This window comes from Marisediminitalea lipolytica, from assembly GCF_001758465.1.
Lineage (GTDB): Bacteria > Pseudomonadota > Gammaproteobacteria > Enterobacterales > Alteromonadaceae > Alteromonas > Alteromonas lipolytica.
In genome coordinates, this window is sequence record NZ_MJIC01000010.1 from 143,725 (window position 1) to 165,453 (window position 21,729).

Sequence of the window (21,729 nt, forward strand, 5' to 3'; positions counted from 1 at the left end):
TGAACGATAAGGTAGTTACTCTGAGTGACTACCTTTTATTTTGTTTAATCAGTTGCTCTATCACTCGTTGCACAAATTGCTGACAATCTTTTGCTGTTGACGGGTCGTAATGGCCACCGTTTGTCAGATTGTTCGACAATACCCTCACACCCAGAAATGGCACACCGTAACTATGGGCAATTTGTGCCGCCGCTGCCGTTTCCATTTCTTCGGTACTAGTGCCAAAGTTGTCGTGTAGCCAGGCAATTCGGTCGAGTTCATTATTCCAGAAATTACCACTGGCAATAGTGCCTTCAACGACTTTGCCACGTTGATAGCTGGCTTTCACAGCATTGGCGATGGCCAGTAACTCACTGTCTGCCAGATAATAGCGGATACGTTCAGCATCCTTGGCGGAATCGCCTTCTCCGGCGCTGCCCGCGGATGCCAGTAAATCCATGGGTAACCAATCAAGCGGGGCAGAGCCCTGACCTTTGTCGCGGAATGGCGTTTTAAAATTGCTGGCATTGACACTGCGCTTGCCCAGCACGATATCGCCAACGTGCAAGGTTGGATCATGGCCTCCTGATGTCCCCTGATTAATAATGGCCATAGGATGATAACGCTCAATGCCAACAGCGGTGGCGGCGGCCGTATTTTCCAGCCCTTTACCCGTTTGGGCAACGACAATGGGGTAACCATTTAGCCTACCCAGATAAAAAGTCGCCTGGCCGGCTTTTTCTATACGTACATCCTTTAATAACGAGGCAAAAAACTCTGCCTCGATTGGCATTGGCCCCTGAATCATCACCGGCTGTAATGCCGGTTGGCTGGTTGCAATTTCCACGTTGCGAAAACTGTCAGCGTTGGTATTTGTGCTGCCAAAGGACAACACAATGAGCGTCAGAAGAACGTGGAGTGAGCGCATATTATTTCCCTAAAAAATCAGAGGAACCACTTCCAGATAACAAAGACAACCAGGAAGCCGAACAGATAAACCAGTCCCGCCCGACTAAGCCACAACACAACCGGACCACCACGTAAGGACTCCGGAATACTGTTGCGGTTTACCAGGCGATAGTTCAGCCAGGCAAATACCGGTGTTGTCATAAAGGCCAGAGTCATGGCAAAACCAAGCATGGCCAACAGAGCGGCTTTAAAAAACAGCACCATAGCAAAACTGGCCGCGGCGACTAACATTAACCATACGGCAAAAACGTTGTCGGTTACGTCCTGTTTGCCCTTGAGCAGGGTATAACATTCAGCCAGTGCTCGCGAGTAACCATCGTAAACGGTAATGGCAGAACCAAAGATACACAGAAAAGCGATCACAGCGATAAGATATCGGGACCATTCGCCAATGGTAGAGGCATACAATTCCACCAGTTGATGAGAAAATCCGATGCCGCCGGCTGCCAGCTCCTGCCCGCTACCGTGCAGTACCAGATTGCCCAGAGCTAAAAACATCAACGCGAGTAACAGAGTAACCAGATAGCCCAGGTTAAAGTCGAACAGCGCCGATTGTGGCGTTACTTTTTGTTCATGACACTGCTCTTTTAACCATAAGGAGGTAATACCTGAAATTTCAATCGGCGCGGGCATCCAGCCCATAGTAACCACTAAAAAGCCGATGGCGGCGAGTGTCCAGGGCGAGGGCGACTCAAAGTCCGCAGGCGCTACCGGTCCTTGCTGCCAGGCAATCACAGTGGCGGAAACCGTGGCAATCACCAGCGCCACCATAATAACTTTGGCCACCTGATTAAGTGCGTGGTAATGCCCGGCAATGAGTATCGCTAACGAGACAATTAACAGCCCGGCTGCCAGCCAGGGCAGGGCAATGTCAAAAGGAATAAAATAGCCCAGTAAGCTGGCCGAAAATAACAGAAGCGCGGCGGCATTAACAAAAGAGGAAATGGCGTTGAGCGCAAAACTCATCAGCAGGTAAGGTTTACCCATTTCAAGATAGCCTTGCTGCAAGGTTTTATGGCTGCTGATGGTATAACTTACGCCAGCCCGGAAAAATGGATACTTAAACAGGTTCACTAGCAGAATAAGCAGCGCGAGCTGCCAGCCAAATTTCGCGCCGGCCTGAGTTGAGGCGACCAAATGACTGCCGCCAATGGCAGCGGTTGCCATTAACACGCCAGGGCCTAGCAGTTTGATTAATTTAAAAAATGGTAATTGCGGGCTGTCAGCGCCAGACTGCATGGAGGGCACCTTATCTTCCTGTTGATTGCGAGCTGTATGGTTACGGCCAGTGTAAACTAAATTGTGCTGGTATTTGAAAGGAATTTAACGGTAATTCTGAGCTTTACAGCAAAAAGGCAGCGGAAGTTTCTAAAATATTTAATTTTGTAGGACAAGACTGTTGCTGTCGGTGCAAATAGACCGTGTTCTGAATTTGGTCAGCCGGGATTATACGGTATGCTGTAAAGCTCAATTTATTCATCATAATCATCATGCTGCCTTCTGGGCCAGCCTGGCAGGGTGAGAGGTAAGCCATGGCGTCAATAGAATCATTACTGGCCGGTGATGAATACCGGATGGATCTGCTGCAAACCGTTGCTTCATTAGCATTACCCGACTGGTATATCGCCGCAGGATTTGTTCGCAACATGGTGTGGGATCATCTGCACGGCTTTTCCACTACGCCACTGACGGACATAGATGTGCTGTTTTTTGATAATACCGCAACCTACGAGGCGCGTGAGATTGAAAAACAACTGGTGGCATTGCGTCCCCGGGTGCCCTGGCAGGTAAAAAATCAGGCATTAATGCATCAGCGCAATCAGGACCCACCTTATCGTGACTGTGCTGATGCAATGCGCTACTGGCCGGAACAGGAAACCGCAGTTGGCGTTCGGCTGGATGTGGACAATGGTATTGTCGTCGCCGCCCCTTTTGGTGTAGCGTCGTTGTGGGCAGGGCAGTTAACCCCTAATCCTAAACGAGACTTTACTATCTTTGCCCGGCGAGTTGCTACTAAGGATTGGTTGACCCGCTGGCCAAACTTGTCTGTTGCCGGGATTTGATTGAGCCTACACCGGGCCGATAAGTCCGCTAAGTCACGCGCCGGATGCATTTGTTCGCCTGGGTGATTGTTGCTAGGGTTGTGTTATTAATCCAGCTAACTGGCGGGCTGGTTATTTTATAAGGATGTTCGGGTAAATGAAAAAGTTAGAGACTCTGCAAAATGCTTATCGCACCCAGCCGCGAGCCGTGCGGATAAGTACCTGGCTGATTGCCTTTTACCTGCTTTATGCTTTATTGCTTGGTTTGCTAACGCCTTACGTGCTGCAGAGCAAAGTGCCGCAATGGCTTGGCGACTTTACGGGCCGACAGGTCAGCATCCAAAAAATAACTATTAACCCGTTTTTGTTACGCATCAGGGTGACAGATTTTCGTATAGCAGAAGCTGATAGCAACGACGATTTTTTTCGTTTTGGTTTGTTGGAGCTGGATGCCGGTTTTTTGACATCGCTGTTTACGTTTACCCCCACCATTGAACACCTTTATATCGATGAGCTTTATTCACAGTTGATAAGGCAACAGGGCGGCGCGGATCCCCGCTTTAATTTTTCGGACATGCTTAACCGGATTACAGCGCAGCCAGCGCCAGAAGCCGCAAAGCAAGAGCAAAAAGAAAATAGCGGCATTCCCCATATTCGTTTGGGCTTGTTACGTTTTAGCCGAGGCGAATTAAAGGTATTGGATAAGGTTACCGGCGCAGAACTGGTTTATCCTGATTTATCCTTCGAACTGGCACAGCTTGATACCCGGGCAAACCTGCCTTCGTCGGTTCGAACTGAAGAAGAGGGCAAACCGGACAACCTTTATCAACTAGCGCTGGCAACTCAGGAAGGCGGCTCAATAGAACTGGACGGCCTGTTTCAGCTTGCCCCGCTGGCGGTGAGTGGAAACGTAGCGCTTAAGCATATTGCATTACCCCCACTGTGGCCTTTGTCAGAAGATATTGTCGAAGCCAGATTAACCCGCGGACGACTGGATTTTTCCATTCAGTATCAACTGCTGGAAACACCACAAGGATTTGGATTTAAGGCCGGGCAAGGGCAGCTGACTCTTAGCGAAATTGCCTTGTCAGATGCCAGTGATGAGCGAATAACGGTAGAATCCCTGGCCGTAAATCAATTAGCCATTGATAGTTTCAATCAACGGGTGGACATTGCTGACGTGAGCATTGATGCGCCGGTTGTCAGCGCAACCTACAGTCACGATGGGATTGATTTAGCCCGTATGTTTACGCCCAAATCCGGCTCGGCAGACGCCGTTAAGCCTGCTACAAAGGCCAACAACGAAGCGCAATCTGACTGGCGCATAGTGCTGGGCGGGCTCAGGCTCAGCGGCGGGGATATCCAGCTGCAGGAAAAAGCCATCGCGGAGCAAATGTACTGGCGGGCCTTCCCGATCAATATCACTACTGGCACCGTAGATACCCGCTTTACTGCACCTGTTGAATACGCCATTGATCTGGCCATGAGTGGCGAGCCTCAGGCGTTGCCGGAGTCTGCGCAGGGTAAGTTCAGCTCACAAGGCCTTATTTATGTGCCTGAGCAGAAGGTTGAAGCTTCTGTAAATGTGAGCGATTTAGTATTGTCGCAGGCGCAACCTTATCTGCAATCTATCATCAATATCGCCGTTGAAGATGGCACTTTTTCTACTACGGGTAATGTTAAAGCCGGTGCTGATGGCCAGATTGAGTTAAGTGCCAGTGCCAGGATTAATGATTTAGTCGTACTCGACGGCCTGCAGCATGAACCCTTGCTTAAGTGGCAGGTGATGACGGTAGATGGAATTCATTATGTGAGTCAGGATAATCGTCTTGCCATTGCCGGGATAACACTTGAAAAACCCTACGCTAAATTGTTAATTGACGAGCAAAAACGCACTAATATCAGTGCCATCATGGTAAGTAATACACCCTCTGTAGCACAGCAGGAATCTGCTCAGCAAGCGCCGCCGCGTGAGTCTGACGATACGTCTGCCCCGATGGATGTCAGGATTGAAACAATAAAAGTAAAAGAGGGCACCGCTTATTTTGCCGATGAATCCTTAACCCCTCAGTTTGCCTCGAGCCTGGAATCGTTAAACGGCTCTGTTAACAAACTGTATTCTGATACGGGTACTGCTGCCGAGGTGGCCATCAGTGGCAAGATAGACAGCTACGCGCCGGTGTCATTAAACGGGGAGATAAATCCATTGCTGGACGATATGTATCTGGATCTGGATTTTGCTGTTAGCGGTGCCGAACTCACCTCCGTAAACCCTTATTCCGGCACCTATATGGGGTATTACATCGACAAAGGTTTATTGTCTCTGGATGTGCGTTACAAAGTACAGAATAACGAGCTGGACGGAGATAATCATGTGGTTATTGATCAGTTGACACTGGGGCGTCAGAGCGACTCCGAACAGGCACTGAGCCTGCCGCTTGGCCTGGCAGTGGCGCTTCTGCAGGACAGTGACGGGGTGATTGATTTAGGACTTGAGGTCTCCGGCGATCTGGAGAATCCGGATTTTAGTTTCGGCTCAATCATTCTGAAGGCGCTGGGGAATCTTATTACCAAAGCGGTAACCGCCCCCTTTAGCTTTCTGGCCAGTCTGGTCGGCAGTGAAGACGAGCTCAATCATATCGAATTTACCGCGGGGCAGGACTCGCTGAGTGAGCAGGCCAGTTCCCGGCTTGCCACACTGGCTGAGGCGTTAAACCAGCGGCCGGGTCTGCGGGTCAGCATCGAAGGTGGGGTAGATGCGGTTAGCGATGCCCGCGAGCTGGCAGTCAGCCAGTTGCATCAGACACTGCTGCAACGCAGCGGCCTGGCGTCGTTACCTGAAGATTTATCTGCCAGCAACATACCGTTGCAGGGGCCATTGCCGGCGGCACTCGAAGCGATGTTCACCGAGCAGTTTACAATCCCGGTTGAGCAGGAGCGTGAGCGGTTTACAACCCAACTACAAGCCAACAGCGAAGAGCCAGTTACGGCTGAACAGATTCCACGAGCCATGCATATTGCAATGTACAACCGCTTACGTGATGAGATTTCGGTAACTGAAGCACAGCTGGCAGGCCTGGCCCAACGGCGAGGGAAAATGGTAAAAGCTTATCTGGCTAACGAGGCGGGTGTGGATGCCAGCCGTTTGTTCTTACTTAACAGCCGCCAGCATCTTCAGTCTGCTGCCAGTCAGGTGGTGCTTTCTTTAGAAGCGAACTAAAACGTCATATTGGCGCGACAGGTTATTAACGACTACAGTTAGTATAGAAGTGGGTTGTAGTTGGATTAATGGATTGAAGTACGCTTTTACCGAGATTTTCGATATTCCTAAACTCACCGAGTTGTGTGAGAGTTTTACGCGGATAAATGGCACCGTAACCGCGTTATTGGATCTTGACGGCAACGTTCACATAAAAACTGGCTGGCAACCCATTTGCACTCAGTTTCACCGGTTAAACGAGAAGTCTGCAGCCCGCTGCCTGGAAAGCGATACAGCCATAGCCAATAAACTTGCCCAGGGCGAAAAATACAACGTGTATCAGTGTAAAAACGGGCTGGTGGATGTTGCTGTCCCAATTTATGTGGGTAACCAGCATGTGGCTAATTTTTTTACCGGTCAGTTTTTATTTCAGCCAGCTGATCATTCTTATTTTCACCAACAGGCAAAAGAACTGGGTGTAGAAATTATTCCCTATATGGACGCGCTCAAAAAAGTGCCTGTTTTCAGCGAAGATGAAATCAAACGTATTATGACGTTTTTGGTGGCGCTTGCGCAGACCATTGGCGAAATGGGCAAGGCAAGACTGGATTTACTGCGCTTAAGTGAAGCAGAACGCGTACAAAATGCGGCTTTAAAAAGAAAAACATCAGAGCTTAAAGTGGCTAAACAGGCATTAGAAAAGCTCGCGTCTGAAGACGCTCTCACCGGGCTGTGTAATCGCCGCTATTTTGATAAAACCTTGTCCCAGGAGATATTGCGCGCCAGGCGCTATCAACACAGTTTGGTATTATGTCTGTTTGACGTCGATAAATTTAAAGTAATAAACGATACCTACGGCCACGGAATAGGTGACGCGGTCTTGCAACACATTTCTACCATAGTCCTTAATTCTTTGCGTAAAACCGACACGGTGTCGCGGATTGGTGGCGACGAATTCTCAATACTTTTTCCAGAAACTGAAAACGAACATATTGAAGCTTTGTTGCAATCCATCTGTAATAAAATAGCCAACACTCAAATAGAAATTAATGGTTATCAGATACGGGTAAGTTGCAGTTTTGGCACCGCGAGTAGTGAAGGCGGTAATTTATCAGAGCGAGAGCTTATGGAACGCGCGGATAGGGCTCTATATGGAGCCAAAAGCGAGGGCCGTAATCAGGTAATGCACTTTTCCAGCTTACTGCAAACCACGTCGCTGCTGAGTTAATTTAAGTTTCACCAGCTTCTTGGTCCGGGACTAATCTCCCAAGATTGTGTCACTCGTATTGTCTGTAAGTATTATCCTTTGGAGCGTCGCTTGAGTATCCAAATCCGCCCTGAGCAACCTGACGATATTCCGCAAATTCATGAGCTCACGGTCGCAGCTTTCCGTACCGCACCTCACTCCGATCATAATGAACAGTTTATAATTGAGGCTCTGCGTAGCGCCAGTGCTTTATCCATTTCGCTGGTTGCAGAAGATAAATCACGCCTGGTTGGTCATGTAGCGGTTTCACCGGTTGAAATTACCAACGGGGCCGGGGAGTGGTTTGGTTTAGGGCCTGTCTCTGTATCGCCAGAACGGCAATCCTCCGGGATTGGCTCAGCGCTGATGGTGGCAGCTATTGAAACACTTAAACAAATGGGGGCAAATGGCTGTGTCGTACTTGGCGATCCGGGCTTTTACCAGCGTTTTGGTTTTGCGCCAAAGGACGGTTTGATCCTGCCTGGAGTGCCCGCTGCGTATTTTCAGGCTCTGGTGTTCAAAGGCAATGCTCCCGAGGGCAAGGTGAGTTATCACGAGGCTTTTTTGCCTACAAGGGGTTAATCTTTAAGTATTGTCAATAAGAAGCGGCGCAAATGCGCCGCTAATAATGTGAATTTACGATTAACCAGTCAGCTTTATTGCTTGCTTTCCAGCAGAGCGCTACCAATTTCAATTTGACGCGGCTTTTTCTCTTCTGGGATCTCACGTTCCAGATCGATATTCAGCAGGCCATGTTCAAGATTGGCCGCAGTGACTTTTACATGGTCACCTAAGTGAAATTTACGTTCGAAACTGCGCTCTGAAATACCTTTGTGCAGAAACTGGCGTTGTTGTTCGCTGTCTGTGGTTTCTTCGGCTTCTTTTTTACCGGTAACGGTCAGGGCATTTTCGAGCACCTCAATGGTGACATCTTCTTTGCCAAATCCGGCCACAGCCATACTGATTCGGTATTTATCCTCGCCCAGCAATTCAATGTTATAGGGCGGATAAGTTGCTTGGTTGCCGTTTTGAGATGCCGCATCAATCATGGATGCAAGACGGTCAAAACCAATAAAAGAACGGTAAAGTGGAGATAGATCGATAGTACGCATAGTCATATCCTTTTTATTAAGCAATATGTTATTTAACTTGAAATACCATCCCGCATAGCGGCGATGGAGCCGTCGGTCTTGTCTTTAAGCCCCGACACTAAAAGAGATAGGTGCGCGGGAAAAATTTTCAATGGGGAAAATAAAAAAATCCCGCATATTTTTGCGGGATTCTTTAAAACTCAATAAAAACAGATGATTACATTGCTACCGGTTTGACGATGTGACCATCTTTAACGACCAGGCCAACGTTTTCAAGTAATGAAATGTCATCCAGTGGATTGCCTTTTACACCCACAATGTCGGCTTTTTTACCAGCGCTGAGACTGCCCAGCGTATCCTGTTGCTTAAGTAGGGTAGCCGGATGAATCGTCGCCGCCTGGATTGCCTGCATCGGCGTCATACCAAAACGCACCATGCGGGCAAATTGCTTACCGTTATCACCATGAGGGTACACGCCGGCGTCAGAACCAAACACCATGTTTACGCCAGCCTTTACCGCTTTTTCGAAGTTTTCCCGCTGACGTTTGCCGACTATGCGCTCCTTGGCAAGGCTCTCTTCCAGAATGCCGGCTTTTGCGCCTTCACCTAAAATATACTCGGTCACATAGATATCCATAGAAAAATAGGTACCGTGCTCAAGGGCCAGCGCGATGCCTTCATCATCCAGCAGGCTCACGTGCTCCACCGAATCGACACCGGCTTTTATGGCAGTTTTAATGCCATCAGTGCCGTGGGCATGAGTAGCCACTGTAAGGCCGCGCATGTGGGCCTCATCGACCAGCGCCTGCATTTCTTCAAAGGTGTATTGCTGAACACCTACCTTGGTGCCTTTAGAGAGTACGCCACCAGTACCGCAGAATTTGATTACAGTGGCGCCATATTTGATATTACGGCGGACGATTTCACGTACCGCCCAGGGGCCATCAGCCACACCTTCACTTACCGTATGAAATTCATAAGGCAGCAGATTGTTATCACAGTGGCCGCCTGTCACACCCAGTGACGGGCCCGAAACAAACATCCGCGGGCCTTCAATATCGCCATCATTAATGGCGTCGCGTAACGCCACATCAGCAAAGCCTGGTGCACCCACATTACGAACCGTAGTAAAACCGGCCATCAGCGTTGCTTTGGCGTATTTTACCCCGGTGAGTGTTACGCGGGGCAGTGAATCGGCCAGGCCCTTATAGCCATGTTTGGTGGCGTCTGAAGTAAGGTGAACATGCATGTCCATTAAGCCGGGTAACAGTGTGTAATCACCAAGTTCATGAACTTCTGCATTCGCTGGGATGTCAACGGTACGACGGGCACCGGCGGCGACGATATCATTGTCTTCAATAACAACAACCGCATTTTTAATAAGCTTACCGTTATCCACATCAATCATGCGGTCGGCAGTTAATACGGTGGTCTTAGCACATACAGCTGAGGCACTTAGCGCCAGTGCAACGAGGGTTATAATAGCTTTCATTTTACGCCCTGTGAGGTTTATACAATAACCGTTAAAACTACCAGTATGCAGGGCTCTGGTATAGATAATTCGCGATTAACCGGTGCTATTCAGCGAGGAACTTCCAGTGGTTAATCGCGGCTGCGCTGACGGGTGTGACGGATGAATAAAAACAGTACAACACCGGCGGTGAAAAGGGTGAGTGGTATATCGCCCAGGCGCCGGTAAGGTGTCGAGCCTTTTACGGTCGAGAGGGTAGCTGACATGGCAGCCGTTTCAAACTGTGGCAATTGAGCGACCACGTTACCGTGATAATCGATAAATGCCGAGATCCCGTTGTTGGTCGAACGAATAACGCCAATGCCCAGTTCCTTAGCGCGCATACGGGCAATCTGTAAGTGCTGGGCCGGGCCATGGGAATGACCAAACCAGGCATCGTTGCTAACGGTAATGATAAAGTCGGTAGCAGTGTAGATATTGGCTCGTACCTGGCGGGGAAAGGCTATCTCAAAGCAAATTGCCGGTGCCAGGTGAACACCATTGGCCAGCAGATTCGGCTGTTGAAAATCCCCCCGACTAAACGATGACATGGGCAAGTCAAAAAACGGTGCCAGTGGCCTTAACCAGTCTTCAAAGGGCACAAATTCACCAATCGGTAACAAATGGTGTTTGGCAAAGCGGTTACCGTGAAAATAGCTGTACTGACCATAGCTATCCTCCGGGCGGGCTTTACCCAGCACAATCAGGTTGTTCCAGGCTTGCTGACTTTCAAAATTATAATTCACAATGCCGGTAACAATAGCGGTGTCATAGCGGGTCGCCTGCGCATTCATGTCGATAATATAATCCTGGGCCAGCAACTCAAGCTTGGGGATAGCGGCTTCCGGCCAGATAATAATATCGTTGTCCCACAACAGTTCGGTAAGTTCCCGATAAGTATTCATGGTGGGGGCGTCCTGTTCCGGCACCCAGCGCAACGATTGCGGGATATTGCCCTGAGCCATGCCAATAGACACCGCTTTGTCTGGCTGCACCCAGTTGACTGAGTTGAGTAGTAATGCAGCAATGGTTGTTACGCCGGTAACGCTAATCGCCAGCAAAAAGCGTTTGGTCAGCGTTGCCAGCGCAATAGCACTGGTCATGGCTATCAGTAACAGGGTCAGGCCTGTTTCACCTATCACCGGCAGCCAGCCTGCCAATGGGCTATCTAGCTGACTATAACCTAAAGATAACCATGGGAAACCAGTCAACAGCCAGCTGCGCAGCCATTCGGCGATAAACCAGATGGCAGGCAGCGCAAGCGGGGTTAGCCCGGGTTTTACAAATCGTTTGCTAAGATAAAAGCTTAGTGCCGGAAAGAGTGCCAGATAGGCGCACAGCACAAACATCAGCAGAAGCGACACCACCAGCGGCATGCCGCCAAAATCGGCAATGCTGACATGTACCCAGCTAATGCCCGCACCAAACCAGCCTAAACCAAACGTCCAGCCGAGAGCGAAAGCTTGTTTATTTGTGCTGGTTTGTAGCAGTTGGCGCAAGGCGACAACCAGCGCCACGGGAGTGACTAACCAAATATTGAAGGGGGCATAAGCCGCAGTTAATGATGCGCCGGCCAATAAAACCAGCGCATAGGGTAGCCACTTTCTCAAACCATTTACTCCAGGTCTGGCAGGGTCACTTTCAATTGCACTAACCGGCGTTTATCCGAGTTGGTAATTTTAAACAGAATATTGTCTATGGTGATTTCATCATTGGTCGCAGGCATGTGACCAAAGGCTTTCAGTACAATGCCACCAATGGTATCGGCTTCTTCTTCACTGAACCTGGTCTCGAAAAAGCGGTTAAATTCGTCCACCGGCACCAGTGCCTTAACCGAGTAGGTGTACTTATTTAACGGGCGAATATCGTCGGTACCGTCTTCTTCCAGATCGTACTCGTCTTCTATCTCACCAACAATCAGTTCAAGGATATCCTCAATGGTCACAAGACCAGATACACCACCATATTCGTCCACCACGATGGCCATATGATAACGTTGCTGACGGAACTCTTTTAACAGCACATCCACCCGTTTACTTTCCGGAACAATCACGGCAGGGCGTAAAACGTCACGCAGATGGAAGCCTTTTTCATCGTCGGTGATAAATGCATAACGTAGCAAATCCTTGGCAAGCAGGATGCCCTCGATATGATCTTTATCTTCGTTGATAACCGGGAAACGGGAGTGGGCACTATCGAGCATCACAGGCAGAAATTCTTCAACCGGCTGGTCGATATCGATGGTAACCATCTGAGCGCGTGGGATCATGATGTCCCTTACCCGCATTTCGTTGACGCCAATAACGCCTTCGATCATTTCTCTGGTTTGGGGGTCGATCAGCTCGCGCTGTTCGGCTTCGGTGATGACCTCAACCAGGTCTTCTTTACTTTGCGGCTCTCCGGAGAAGGAATGTCTTAGTTTATCAAACCAGCTTTTTCCCGAGGAGCCGTTGGTAGAGTGGGGGTTATCGTCGCTCATAATGTCCGTGTCTAAATTAGCGTTATAGGGTGTGTTTGTTGTTTATTACTGGTGTGTAAACCAACTCGAACAATAACAATGCCCCTTCATCTTTAGCAAAGTTAATCGTCTTGATACGGGTCGTCAATGGATAATTTGGCTAACAGGGTGATTTCGAGTTGTTCCATCGCCTCGGCTTCGTCGTCTTCAATGTGGTCAAAGCCCAGTAGATGCAAGGTGCCGTGGATAACCATGTGGGCATAATGGTCATTAACCGATTTTTGTTGTACGTCTGCTTCCCGGGCAATAACCGGCACACAAATCACTAAATCGCCGAGTAGATTCAGAGGCACTTCTGGTGGGCATTCAAAAGGAAAAGACAACACATTGGTAGGCTTATCCTTGCCGCGGTATTCACTATTAAGCGCCTGCGACTCATCGTCATCGACAAAGCGAACGGTTAATTCTTTTTCACCGGTATTCAGGTGTTCAAGTACCAGAGAAGCCCATTGGGTTAACTGAGCTTCATCGGGAATTGAGGCAATTAACTCGGCATCACCTTCAAAGGCTTGCTGATAATCAACAATGGCGCTCACTTAATCGTCACTCGCATCAGGCTTGTTTAATTTTTCCTGTTCCTGTGCTTCTTTTTTGGCGATCCGAATACGTTCCTGTTCGGCATCATATTCTTCGTACGCCTGCACAATTCGGGCAACCACAGGGTGACGAACCACGTCACCAGCAGTAAAGAAGTTAAAGGAGATATCGCTCACACCCTGAAGCACATTAATGGCATGACGCAGGCCGGAGCGGACGCCACGGGGTAAATCTACCTGAGTGATATCGCCGGTGATCACGGCTTGTGAGTTAAAGCCAATGCGGGTCAGGAACATTTTCATCTGTTCCACCGTGGTGTTCTGGCTTTCGTCCAGAATAATAAACGCATCGTTTAAGGTACGTCCGCGCATATACGCCAGCGGGGCGACTTCGATTACGTTGCGTTCCATGAGCTTTTCAACCTTTTCGAACCCCATCATTTCAAACAGGGCGTCATACAGCGGGCGCAGGTAAGGGTCGACTTTTTGTGAAAGGTCGCCGGGCAGAAAACCCAGTTTTTCACCGGCTTCTACCGCCGGGCGGGTAAGCAGAATACGGCGCACTTCCTGACGTTCCAACGCATCTACCGCACAGGCAACAGCCAGATAGGTTTTACCGGTACCGGCAGGGCCAATCCCAAAGGTAATGTCATGATTGACCACATTAGCCACATACTGAGCCTGATGCGGGTTACGCGGCTTTATCACGCCGCGCTTGGTTTTGATATTGATTTCTTTGCCGTACTGACCGGATTCTTCACGCTCCAGACAGTTAGCTTCCTGAATAGCCAGATGCACCTGATCCGGTGGTAAATCCGGGATGTGCCCTTTAACCGGTTGCGTTTCGATGTAGAGTAACTTGAGTAATTCACCGGCGCCTTTGGTTTGCTGAGGTTCACCCACAATCTTAAAAAAGTTATTGCGATAGGTGATTTCCACGCCCAGCCGACGCTCAATTTGTTTAATGTTGTCGTCAAACGGGCCGCACAAGCTGGATAACCGTTTGTTATCTTCCGGCTCCAGTACTACTTCATTACTTACCAGTTTACTCAAGTTACTTTACTGCCTCTTAAAGGGTGGGTTGAAATTGGCTAACGCCCAGCGCATCAGGTAATTCGGCCTGATGCTTGGCTAAAATACTCTGTGGCGATACGGCCACACGCAGGCCCATATCAGCCTCGCGACGAACCACTTCGCCACGCAGGGAGTTACTGAATACATCGGTGATTCTGACATCGACAAATTCGCCAATCATATCCGGGGTACCGGGGAAGTTAACCACCCGGTTATTCTCGGTACGGCCCTGTAACTCCATAATGTCTTTCTTCGATGGACCTTCCACCAGAATTCGCTGCTCGGTATCCAGCATGTTGCGGGCAATTCGCAGTGCCTGCTGGTTAATACGTTGCTGCAGCAAATACAGACGTTCTTTTTTGGTGTCTTCGCTAACATCATCCACAGCATCAGCCGCTGGCGTACCAGGACGTGCTGAGTAGATAAAGCTAAAGCTCAGGTCGTAATCCACGGCCTGAATCAAATCCATGGTGGCTTCAAAGTCAGCATCGGTTTCACCCGGGAAGCCAATGATAAAATCTGAAGACATGCTGATATTCGGGCGCACTTTACGTAATTTGCGGATCTTTGATTTATATTCAAGGGCGGTATGGCCACGTTTCATTAAATTCAAAATACGATCCGAACCACTTTGCACCGGTAAGTGCAGGTGGTCTACCAGCTCAGGCACGGTTTCGTATACCGCGATAATATCGTCGGTGAATTCTACCGGGTGTGAAGTGGTGTAGCGAATGCGGTCGATGCCATCAATAGCGGCAATCAGTTCCAGCAGTTCTGCAAAGCGACAAATGCTGCCGTCGTGATGCTCACCACGGAAGGCGTTTACGTTCTGACCAAGCAGGTTTACTTCGCGCACACCTTGCTCGGCCAGCTGGGCGATTTCCAGCAGCACATCATCCACCGGACGGCTTACTTCTTCGCCGCGGGTGTAAGGCACTACGCAAAAGGTACAGTATTTTGAACAGCCTTCCATAATGGAAACAAAAGCGGTTGGGCCTTCGGCACGGGGCTCAGGCAGGCGGTCAAACTTTTCGATTTCCGGAAAGCTAACGTCTACCACAGCGGTTTCACCGGCTTTGATCTGGTCAATCATTTCAGGCAGGCGATGCAGGGTTTGTGGGCCAAAAATCAGGTCAACAAAAGGCGCGCGCTGGCGGATATGGTCGCCTTCCTGCGATGCAACGCAGCCGCCTACACCAATGATCAGTTCAGGGTTGGTCTTTTTCAGGTTTTTCCAGCGACCTAACTGATGGAACACTTTTTCCTGGGCTTTTTCGCGGATAGAGCAGGTGTTGAGCAAAATAACATCGGCTTGCTCCGCTTCTTCAGCCAGCGTATACCCGTGAGTTGAATCGAGCAGATCGGCCATTTTTTCCGAATCATACTCATTCATCTGGCAACCCCAGGTTTTGATGTACAGCTTTTTACTCATAACAATTCGATAATCACGTTGGGCCGGCGCAAAAATGGTTTAATACAGGCTAAACCGGGGCGCACAGCGATATTGGTCAAAATAGCCGCGTATTTTAACTGTTATAAATCCCGATCGCCAGCCTTGTGAGCCAGTCGATTTGTGATTTTAACGCTTTTTCGATCCAGCCCAAGGCAAGTTTACGTAACAGCATAAACCCCATGATTTTTGGCTAACACACTGATATAACGCCGATGTTAGATTTAGCCCTTGAGTTGGGGCATAATCGCCAGAGGTAAACAGGGCTTATTTTTATGTTTGATTTTTGTATTAATGGCGCAGGTATGGTTGGCGCAGCCACCGCCCTGGGCCTTGCGCAGCAGGGGTATCAGGTCGCGATTATCGAACAGCGCCCACCACAGCCTTTCAATGTGCAGCAGCCGCCAGATTTACGCATGTCAGCCATTAGCGTGGCGTCGGTTGACCTGCTGAAAGCTTTAGGTGCGTGGCAGCACATTGAAACCATGCGTCTGCGTTCGTACAGCAAGTTGTCGGTGTGGGAGCATCCCGATTGCCGAACGGATTTTGATGCGAAGGACGCAGGCTTTGATCGCCTGGGCTATTTTGTGGAAAACCGCCTTATTCAGCTTGGCTGCCATCAGGCACTTAAAGCCTTTGATAATGTGAGCTGGTTTTCACCGGCTCATATAGCCAGTTTCACCCGATCCAATAACGCAGACGATACGGTGTCGGTAACGCTGGAAAACGGTGAAACCCTTCAAACTAAATGGTTAATTGGTGCTGACGGCGCTGAATCACAGGTACGCCAGTTAGCCGGTATTGGTATTTCTGGCTGGCAATACGCACAACAGGCTATGGGCATTATCGTTGAATTTACCCAGCCGGTTACTGATTGTACCTGGCAGCAGTTTACTGCTGATGGGCCTAAAGCGTTGTTGCCCATGCATGATAACTTTGCCTCGCTGATATGGTACGACAGTGCGGCGCGTCTTGCCGGGTTATCCAGATTGTCGTCTGCTCAGCTTAAACAGGCCATTATTACCGATTTTCCGCCGTTGGATGACGACTTTACGGTGCTGAACAAAGCTGCCTTTACCCTGATTCGCCGCCATGCAAGCGATTACGTGATACCGGGAGTGATACTGGTAGGTGATGCTGCCCATACAATTAATCCGCTGGCCGGGCAGGGGGTCAATCTGGGTTTTAAGGATGTGGCTTGCCTGCTGCAGCAAACCGCTCATCAGCAAGCTTACAGCGACGACTTTTTGTCGCAGTTGCAATCGGGCTACGAGCGGCCGCGCAAGCGGGATAATCGGTTAATGATGTCAGCGATGGATGGTTTTTATACCGCCTTCAGCAACAATCACGCGCCGTTAAAGTGGCTTCGAAATGGTCTGTTGAAACTTGCGCAGCATACCGGGCCGTTAAAGCATCAGGTGCTTAAATATGCAATGGGATTAGCCTAATGACCATACTCTATATTATCGGGATCTTGTTTTTAGCGCTGGTAGTGATCGTGCCGCTGCTGGAAAAGTCTAACTGGCGCATGAGTGGTCAGGACATGTCAAAACTGACACGCTGGTTCTGGCCATTACTAATGATTTTATTAGTTGCGCAGTTAATTAAAATGATGGTGAGTTAAGCTCATCATCATTTTCCATTTTGCTACCATTGCTTTTTCAGATCACTGAACATTTTATCCAGCATCCAGGACAATGACGACGCATCATCTACGGTTGTTGCCATGGTGCGCAAGGCAATGAACTGGCCTTGTAACCAGGTGGCTGCTTGTTCAGTAGGCAGCGACTCGGCTAGCGCTTGTTTTGCCTTGGCTGCTTCGATTACCGCGATCAGGCCGTCTCTCACATTACCCAGTGCCTTGCGTAATGAATTCTGAATACCTTCGGGAAGCTCCAGCCAGTCAGCCTGAGTTTTAACAATCAGGCACTGGCGCATATAGGTATCTTCGTCGTTTTGTAATAATGGCGTACCCAGAAACTCTTTCAGTGCGTCTAATGGCTCTGCTGCATGACTACAGGCAATCAGCCGGTCGGCAATACCCTGGGTGTAGACTTCCAGTGCTGCCAGATAAAGCCCTTCTTTATTGCCAAATGCTGCGTAGATACTTCCCGGACGTTTATCCAGGGCGGTCTGAATATCACGCATGCCCGCACCCACATACCCTTTTTGCCAAAACACCGTCATGGCTTGCTGAATACTTTGCTCTCGTGAATTACTCATAAATCTACCTTATATCGAAACGTTTGAACGATCGTTCAGAAATAAATTGAACGAGTGTTCAGCTGGGTTTATTGTAATCACTCCCAACCACAACTGAAAGGTTTATTTTTAATATGTCTTATTTAACAGTTCACACTTTTGAATCTGCGCCAGATGCGGCGAAACCCATGCTCGACGAATCGGTAAATGCATTTGGCTTTGTGCCTGGTTTACACGGCGTAATGGCTGAAGCTCCCGATGTACTGGAGAGTTATAAATTTCTGCATGGCAAAGCCTTGTCGACCTCTTTTACTAAAGAAGAAATAACCGTTGTATGGCAAACCGCTAATGTAGAGCACGGCTGTCACTATTGTGTGCCTGCGCATACGGGAATCGCCAAGGCGATGAAAGTGGATGACAGCATTACCGAGGCGCTGCGTAATAAAACGCCTTTACCAGAAAAACTGGAAGTATTGCGGGAAACCACGAAAGCGATTTTATTGGAGCGGGGCAAGCCTGCTGCTTCACAGGTTGAGGCGTTTTTTGCTGCCGGGTACAGTCAACGCCAGTTGCTGGAGATCATTTTAGTGCTGGCGCAGAAAGTCATGAGTAATTATATCAACCAGCTTGCTGATACACCGGTGGATAAACCGTTCGCGAAATTTGCCTGGCATCCGGCCTGATAAACAACAAGGGGCTAAAATGCTTAGCCCCTTGCTTTTGTTGGGTTACCAGATCCCTTTTTCGGTTTTACCCTGAATTTCACAGTCGCCGGTTTTATATTCCGGGAGTTCTCCGCGCTCGCGCTTGGAAAAATAGTCTTTACTGATATTAACGATGGTGGGGGTCATCCACATAATGGCGATAATGTTTATCACCGACATCAGACCTAACGCCATGTCAGCCGCCGCCCATACTTCGGGTAAAGCCGCCATGGAACCCCAGAAGATCATGGCCAGATAGCCACAGGTATAGGCAATCCGCCCAATCTTATTATCCAGCTTAAACATGTGCAGGTTACTTTCGCCGTAGGCATAGTTGGCAACCACCGAAGTAAAAGAGAAAAAGCAGATTGCCGCCGCAACAAAATCTGCGCCGCCGGCACCAATGTGTGTTTCCATTGCTGACTGAGTCAGGCGGATCCCTTCCATTTGTTCACTGCTTGAGCCGCCTGCCAGTAAAATAATAAAAGCAGTAGCGGTACACAGCACCATGGTATCTAAAAATACGCCAAGCATCTGAATGTAGCCCTGGGAAACCGGATGGTTAGGGTAGGGCGCTGCACTCGCAGCCGCATGCGGCACACTACCAGAGCCGGCTTCGTTAGAGTACAAACCGCGCTGAATACCATTTTTAACGGCTGCACCCATGGCGCCAGCGCCGGCTTCCTGCAAGCCAAACGCAGACTGAAAGATATTCAGCAGCATCGCGGGGAGTTCGGAAATGTTGAGGGCGCAAACCAGTAAAGCCGCCAGCACATAGCTAATTCCCATAAAGGGCACAACCCACTCGGCAAAGCGGGCGATACCACGCAGGCCACCCACCACAATTAACGCTGCCAGAACAATAATCACAATGCCTGAGTAGCTGGTTGGAATGCCGTAGGCCGCGTTTAGTGCGTCTGTTATGGTATTGGCTTGTACAGCAGAGAAAATAAACCCGTAGCCTAAAAATAAACACAACGAGAAAGCGACCGCCAGCCAGGTTTTATTCAGGCCTTGTTTGATGTAGTAAGCCGGACCGCCGCGAAACTCGCCATGGTCGTCCCGGACTTTGTATAGCTGGCCCAGTACACTTTCGGCAAAACCGGTTGCCATACCAAGCAGTGCAATTACCCACATCCAGAAAATGCTGCCCGCACCGCCAAGTGAAATGGCCACAGCCACGCCCGCCAGATTACCGGTACCAACCCGGGCGGATAAACTGGTACACAACGCCTGAAAGGAGCTTATGCCTTCCTTGTTGCTGCTGGTGCTGCCTTTGAGCAGGCTGAACATATGGCCGAAATGTTTAATTTGTACGCCACCCAGGCGAACCGTAAACCAAATGCCGCAAATCAGCAGCATATAAATGAGAACCTGGCCGTTACCCCAGAGAATATTATTGATAAACGCAACGATGTCGTTGAGCACTAAAGAGTTCCTGTTTAATTATTATAAGGAGGGAATGGATTTAGTGTGCCGACCAAAGCCGGCACTGTAAAGGAAAAAACACACCAGGGGAGGTCTGCTCTCCCTATTGAGCCGATGACTGACGCTGGTACTGACGGAAAAAAGTCCAGATGAATTGTGTCATGGCAATGTTGTCGGTTTTACCAAGGCCATATTTGGCCAGTAACTCGGCCTTAGGGCTATCCGGCCAGGTGTGGCCTCCCTCTGCAGAACGATAAAACACCACCTGTACGTCATCCTGACACTGAGACCAGGTGAGTTTGGTGATTCCCGCTTGTAAGTTTTCTTCACTCACCGAATGACACTGATTATGGTTTACCCAGTCATGGATAGCGTCTTCTACTCCAGCGTGCCAGTAACGGGGGGAGTCTGGCTGATGAACATAGTGATTTACCGGATCTTTTTTGCCATGGTAGGTTAACACGGGCATGGCGCTGGCAGGCTTACAATTATCTGCAAATCGTACACCGGCTATGGGCGCGATGGCGGCGAAGGTTGTGGCCAGCTCGCAGGCCAGAAGACTGCTCATCCTCGCACCGCCAGAAAATCCGGTGGCGTAAATACGGGTTAAATCTATCGGATACTGGCTGATTAAATGTTCAATCAGCGCCCGGATAAAAGCGACATCATCGTAGGGGCTCTCAAGTTGCTCAACATTCCATGTTTTGCGCCCACCAGGTTCGTAGCTGAATTCAGCCTGTGGGGCGACCACAATAAAATGTTCCTGCCCGGCCAGTTGTTCGAGTTGATTGAGTGCCGAAATGTTCTCCGGGCTAGAGCCGGTGCCGTGAAAATTAAACACCAAAGGCAGCGGCTTCGCAGAGGAGGAAGAGGGCATGTACAAACGCCAGCTTCTTAACTGACCATCCAGCGTAGCTTGTTGCATTACCGGGTCAGCAAGGCCGGGCGTGCTGATGGTTAAACAAATGACATAAAACAGTGAAGAGAGAAGTACAGCAGGTTTAATCATAAACGACGGGTTGTAGTGTGTGTTCGTCGTGAAAATGTAACACAATGGGCAGACAATGTGGAAAGTGCAGAAACAAAAACGCCAGTCATAAGACTGGCGTTTAATGTATGGCTGGGGTAGCTGGACTCGAACCAACGGATGGCGGGATCAAAACCCGCTGCCTTACCAACTTGGCTATACCCCAATCAACTGGGTGTGTTAGCTGATGTTGCATCAACGTAACGAAAAAATGGCTGGGGTAGCTGGACTCGAACCAACGGATGGCGGGATCAAAACCCGCTGCCTTACCAACTTGGCTATACCCCAAATGGTGCGGAAGGAGAGACTTGAACTCTCACGCCGTGAAGCACTGGAACCTAAATCCAGCGTGTCTACCAATTCCACCACTTCCGCGCAGTGTCTCGCACAATAAAAAACCCAATTAACTGGGTTTGCGAGAATGGTGGCTACGGCGAGATTCGAACTTGCGACCCCATCATTATGAGTGATGTGCTCTAACCAACTGAGCTACGTAGCCTCCGATTTTTTTACTTCCCTCTCAGGAAGTGGCGCGTATTATGCTGAGTTGATTATTCATCGTCAACCCCTTTTTTTAAATCAATGTTCAATTGCTTGTTATATATTCAAAGTGGTGCGATTTTGTGCATTGCTGGTGGTTTTATAAACGGTTTCCCTTGTGTGGGCAGGCAATTCAGCGCGCTTTTACGCTGGTAAAAACAATCTGAACTATACTTTTTTGAGGTTTTAGTCGCATTTTTTTTCGTAAATGGTG

19 protein-coding genes and 4 tRNA genes are annotated in these 21,729 nt (G+C 49.2%); 7 read left to right on the forward strand and 16 right to left on the reverse strand.

The window, feature by feature from the left end:
- Positions 1–28: 28 nt before the first annotated feature.
- A complete protein-coding gene (locus BFC17_RS06115; protein ID WP_070175577.1) occupies positions 29–907 on the reverse strand; it encodes a 5'-methylthioadenosine/S-adenosylhomocysteine nucleosidase in 879 nt (292 codons plus the stop codon).
- Between the two features lie 17 nt (positions 908–924).
- Positions 925–2,187: an NRAMP family divalent metal transporter gene (locus BFC17_RS06120; RefSeq protein ID WP_070175578.1), complete on the reverse strand. Its 1,263-nt coding sequence runs from the start codon at positions 2,185–2,187 to the stop codon at positions 925–927.
- A gap of 293 nt (positions 2,188–2,480) precedes the next feature.
- On the opposite strand from BFC17_RS06120, the gene BFC17_RS06130 reads away from it, so the two are divergent.
- The 4 genes from BFC17_RS06130 (at position 2,481) to BFC17_RS06145 (ending at position 8,017) form a co-directional block, all read left to right on the forward strand.
- Positions 2,481–3,011 (forward strand): nucleotidyltransferase family protein, encoded by a 531-nt coding sequence (locus BFC17_RS06130; protein ID WP_070175580.1) that lies wholly within the window; start codon positions 2,481–2,483, stop codon positions 3,009–3,011.
- A 136-nt stretch (positions 3,012–3,147) separates the two neighbouring features.
- Entirely contained in the window at positions 3,148–6,210 is a 3,063-nt protein-coding gene (locus BFC17_RS06135) for a DUF748 domain-containing protein (protein WP_070175581.1), read from the forward strand.
- Positions 6,211–6,283: 73 nt separating this feature from the next.
- Positions 6,284–7,417, forward strand: coding sequence for a PocR ligand-binding domain-containing protein (locus tag BFC17_RS06140; protein WP_070175582.1), 1,134 nt, complete (start codon positions 6,284–6,286; stop codon positions 7,415–7,417).
- Between the two features lie 90 nt (positions 7,418–7,507).
- Positions 7,508–8,017 carry a GNAT family N-acetyltransferase gene (locus BFC17_RS06145; RefSeq protein WP_070175583.1) on the forward strand — a complete coding sequence of 170 codons (510 nt, stop codon included), beginning with the start codon at positions 7,508–7,510 and terminating at the stop codon, positions 8,015–8,017.
- A gap of 74 nt (positions 8,018–8,091) precedes the next feature.
- On the opposite strand, the gene BFC17_RS06150 is transcribed toward BFC17_RS06145, so the two are convergent.
- The 7 genes from BFC17_RS06150 to miaB form a co-directional block, all read right to left on the reverse strand.
- The gene (locus BFC17_RS06150) at positions 8,092–8,547 is read right to left on the reverse strand and encodes an Hsp20 family protein (RefSeq protein ID WP_070175584.1); all 456 of its coding nucleotides are present in this window, start codon (positions 8,545–8,547) and stop codon (positions 8,092–8,094) included.
- 196 nt (positions 8,548–8,743) lie between these two features.
- A complete protein-coding gene (locus tag BFC17_RS06155; RefSeq protein WP_070175585.1) occupies positions 8,744–10,018 on the reverse strand; it encodes a Xaa-Pro dipeptidase in 1,275 nt (424 codons plus the stop codon).
- Positions 10,019–10,128: 110 nt separating this feature from the next.
- Complete coding sequence (lnt, locus tag BFC17_RS06160; RefSeq protein ID WP_070175586.1) at positions 10,129–11,646, reverse strand: apolipoprotein N-acyltransferase; 1,518 nt, start codon at positions 11,644–11,646, stop codon at positions 10,129–10,131.
- Positions 11,647–11,651: 5 nt separating this feature from the next.
- The gene (corC, locus tag BFC17_RS06165; RefSeq protein ID WP_070175587.1) at positions 11,652–12,515 is read right to left on the reverse strand and encodes a CNNM family magnesium/cobalt transport protein CorC; all 864 of its coding nucleotides are present in this window, start codon (positions 12,513–12,515) and stop codon (positions 11,652–11,654) included.
- 101 nt (positions 12,516–12,616) lie between these two features.
- On the reverse strand, positions 12,617–13,090 hold the full coding sequence (ybeY, locus tag BFC17_RS06170; protein WP_070175588.1) for an rRNA maturation RNase YbeY: 474 nt from the start codon (positions 13,088–13,090) through the stop codon (positions 12,617–12,619).
- The gene (locus BFC17_RS06175) at positions 13,091–14,143 is read right to left on the reverse strand and encodes a PhoH family protein (protein WP_070175589.1); all 1,053 of its coding nucleotides are present in this window, start codon (positions 14,141–14,143) and stop codon (positions 13,091–13,093) included.
- Between the two features lie 16 nt (positions 14,144–14,159).
- The gene (gene miaB / locus BFC17_RS06180) at positions 14,160–15,596 is read right to left on the reverse strand and encodes a tRNA (N6-isopentenyl adenosine(37)-C2)-methylthiotransferase MiaB (protein ID WP_070175590.1); all 1,437 of its coding nucleotides are present in this window, start codon (positions 15,594–15,596) and stop codon (positions 14,160–14,162) included.
- 293 nt (positions 15,597–15,889) lie between these two features.
- On the opposite strand from miaB, the gene BFC17_RS06185 reads away from it, so the two are divergent.
- Positions 15,890–17,062 (forward strand): FAD-dependent monooxygenase, encoded by a 1,173-nt coding sequence (locus BFC17_RS06185; RefSeq protein WP_070175591.1) that lies wholly within the window; start codon positions 15,890–15,892, stop codon positions 17,060–17,062.
- A complete protein-coding gene (locus BFC17_RS22515) occupies positions 17,062–17,238 on the forward strand; it encodes a hypothetical protein (protein ID WP_175439535.1) in 177 nt (58 codons plus the stop codon). The genes BFC17_RS06185 and BFC17_RS22515 overlap by 1 nt, the downstream gene beginning before the upstream one ends.
- 23 nt (positions 17,239–17,261) lie before the next feature.
- Here BFC17_RS22515 and BFC17_RS06190 read toward each other — a convergent pair whose 3' ends face one another.
- A complete protein-coding gene (locus tag BFC17_RS06190; protein WP_070175592.1) occupies positions 17,262–17,837 on the reverse strand; it encodes a TetR/AcrR family transcriptional regulator in 576 nt (191 codons plus the stop codon).
- Positions 17,838–17,950: 113 nt separating this feature from the next.
- Between BFC17_RS06190 and BFC17_RS06195 the strand changes: the two genes are divergently transcribed.
- Positions 17,951–18,499, forward strand: a complete 549-nt coding sequence (locus BFC17_RS06195; protein ID WP_070175593.1) for a carboxymuconolactone decarboxylase family protein — start codon at positions 17,951–17,953, stop codon at positions 18,497–18,499.
- A gap of 45 nt (positions 18,500–18,544) precedes the next feature.
- On the opposite strand, the gene BFC17_RS06200 is transcribed toward BFC17_RS06195, so the two are convergent.
- From BFC17_RS06200 to BFC17_RS06225, 6 genes are all read right to left on the reverse strand, one after another.
- Positions 18,545–19,948, reverse strand: a complete 1,404-nt coding sequence (locus BFC17_RS06200) for an alanine/glycine:cation symporter family protein (RefSeq protein WP_070175594.1) — start codon at positions 19,946–19,948, stop codon at positions 18,545–18,547.
- A gap of 103 nt (positions 19,949–20,051) precedes the next feature.
- Positions 20,052–20,957, reverse strand: a complete 906-nt coding sequence (locus tag BFC17_RS06205) for a CE1 family esterase (protein ID WP_070175595.1) — start codon at positions 20,955–20,957, stop codon at positions 20,052–20,054.
- Between the two features lie 108 nt (positions 20,958–21,065).
- Positions 21,066–21,141: transfer RNA gene (locus tag BFC17_RS06210), tRNA-Gln, on the reverse strand.
- A 46-nt stretch (positions 21,142–21,187) separates the two neighbouring features.
- A tRNA-Gln gene (locus tag BFC17_RS06215) sits at positions 21,188–21,263 on the reverse strand.
- A gap of 2 nt (positions 21,264–21,265) precedes the next feature.
- A tRNA-Leu gene (locus BFC17_RS06220) sits at positions 21,266–21,350 on the reverse strand.
- Positions 21,351–21,397: 47 nt separating this feature from the next.
- Positions 21,398–21,474: transfer RNA gene (locus BFC17_RS06225), tRNA-Met, on the reverse strand.
- Between the last annotated feature and the right edge of the window lie 255 nt (positions 21,475–21,729).

Coding starts and splice junctions, on each gene's coding strand:
- BFC17_RS06130 (WP_070175580.1), top strand. CDS start 2,481: ATGGCGTCAATAGAATCATTACTGGCCGGTGATGAATACCGGATGGAT.
- BFC17_RS06205 (WP_070175595.1), bottom strand. CDS start 20,957: ATGATTAAACCTGCTGTACTTCTCTCTTCACTGTTTTATGTCATTTGT.
- BFC17_RS06155 (WP_070175585.1), bottom strand. CDS start 10,018: ATGAAAGCTATTATAACCCTCGTTGCACTGGCGCTAAGTGCCTCAGCT.
- corC (WP_070175587.1), bottom strand. CDS start 12,515: ATGAGCGACGATAACCCCCACTCTACCAACGGCTCCTCGGGAAAAAGC.
- BFC17_RS06150 (WP_070175584.1), bottom strand. CDS start 8,547: ATGCGTACTATCGATCTATCTCCACTTTACCGTTCTTTTATTGGTTTT.
- BFC17_RS06135 (WP_070175581.1), top strand. CDS start 3,148: ATGAAAAAGTTAGAGACTCTGCAAAATGCTTATCGCACCCAGCCGCGA.
- BFC17_RS06195 (WP_070175593.1), top strand. CDS start 17,951: ATGTCTTATTTAACAGTTCACACTTTTGAATCTGCGCCAGATGCGGCG.
- BFC17_RS06120 (WP_070175578.1), bottom strand. CDS start 2,187: ATGCAGTCTGGCGCTGACAGCCCGCAATTACCATTTTTTAAATTAATC.
- BFC17_RS22515 (WP_175439535.1), top strand. CDS start 17,062: ATGACCATACTCTATATTATCGGGATCTTGTTTTTAGCGCTGGTAGTG.
- miaB (WP_070175590.1), bottom strand. CDS start 15,596: ATGAGTAAAAAGCTGTACATCAAAACCTGGGGTTGCCAGATGAATGAG.
- BFC17_RS06185 (WP_070175591.1), top strand. CDS start 15,890: ATGTTTGATTTTTGTATTAATGGCGCAGGTATGGTTGGCGCAGCCACC.
- BFC17_RS06115 (WP_070175577.1), bottom strand. CDS start 907: ATGCGCTCACTCCACGTTCTTCTGACGCTCATTGTGTTGTCCTTTGGC.
- BFC17_RS06190 (WP_070175592.1), bottom strand. CDS start 17,837: ATGAGTAATTCACGAGAGCAAAGTATTCAGCAAGCCATGACGGTGTTT.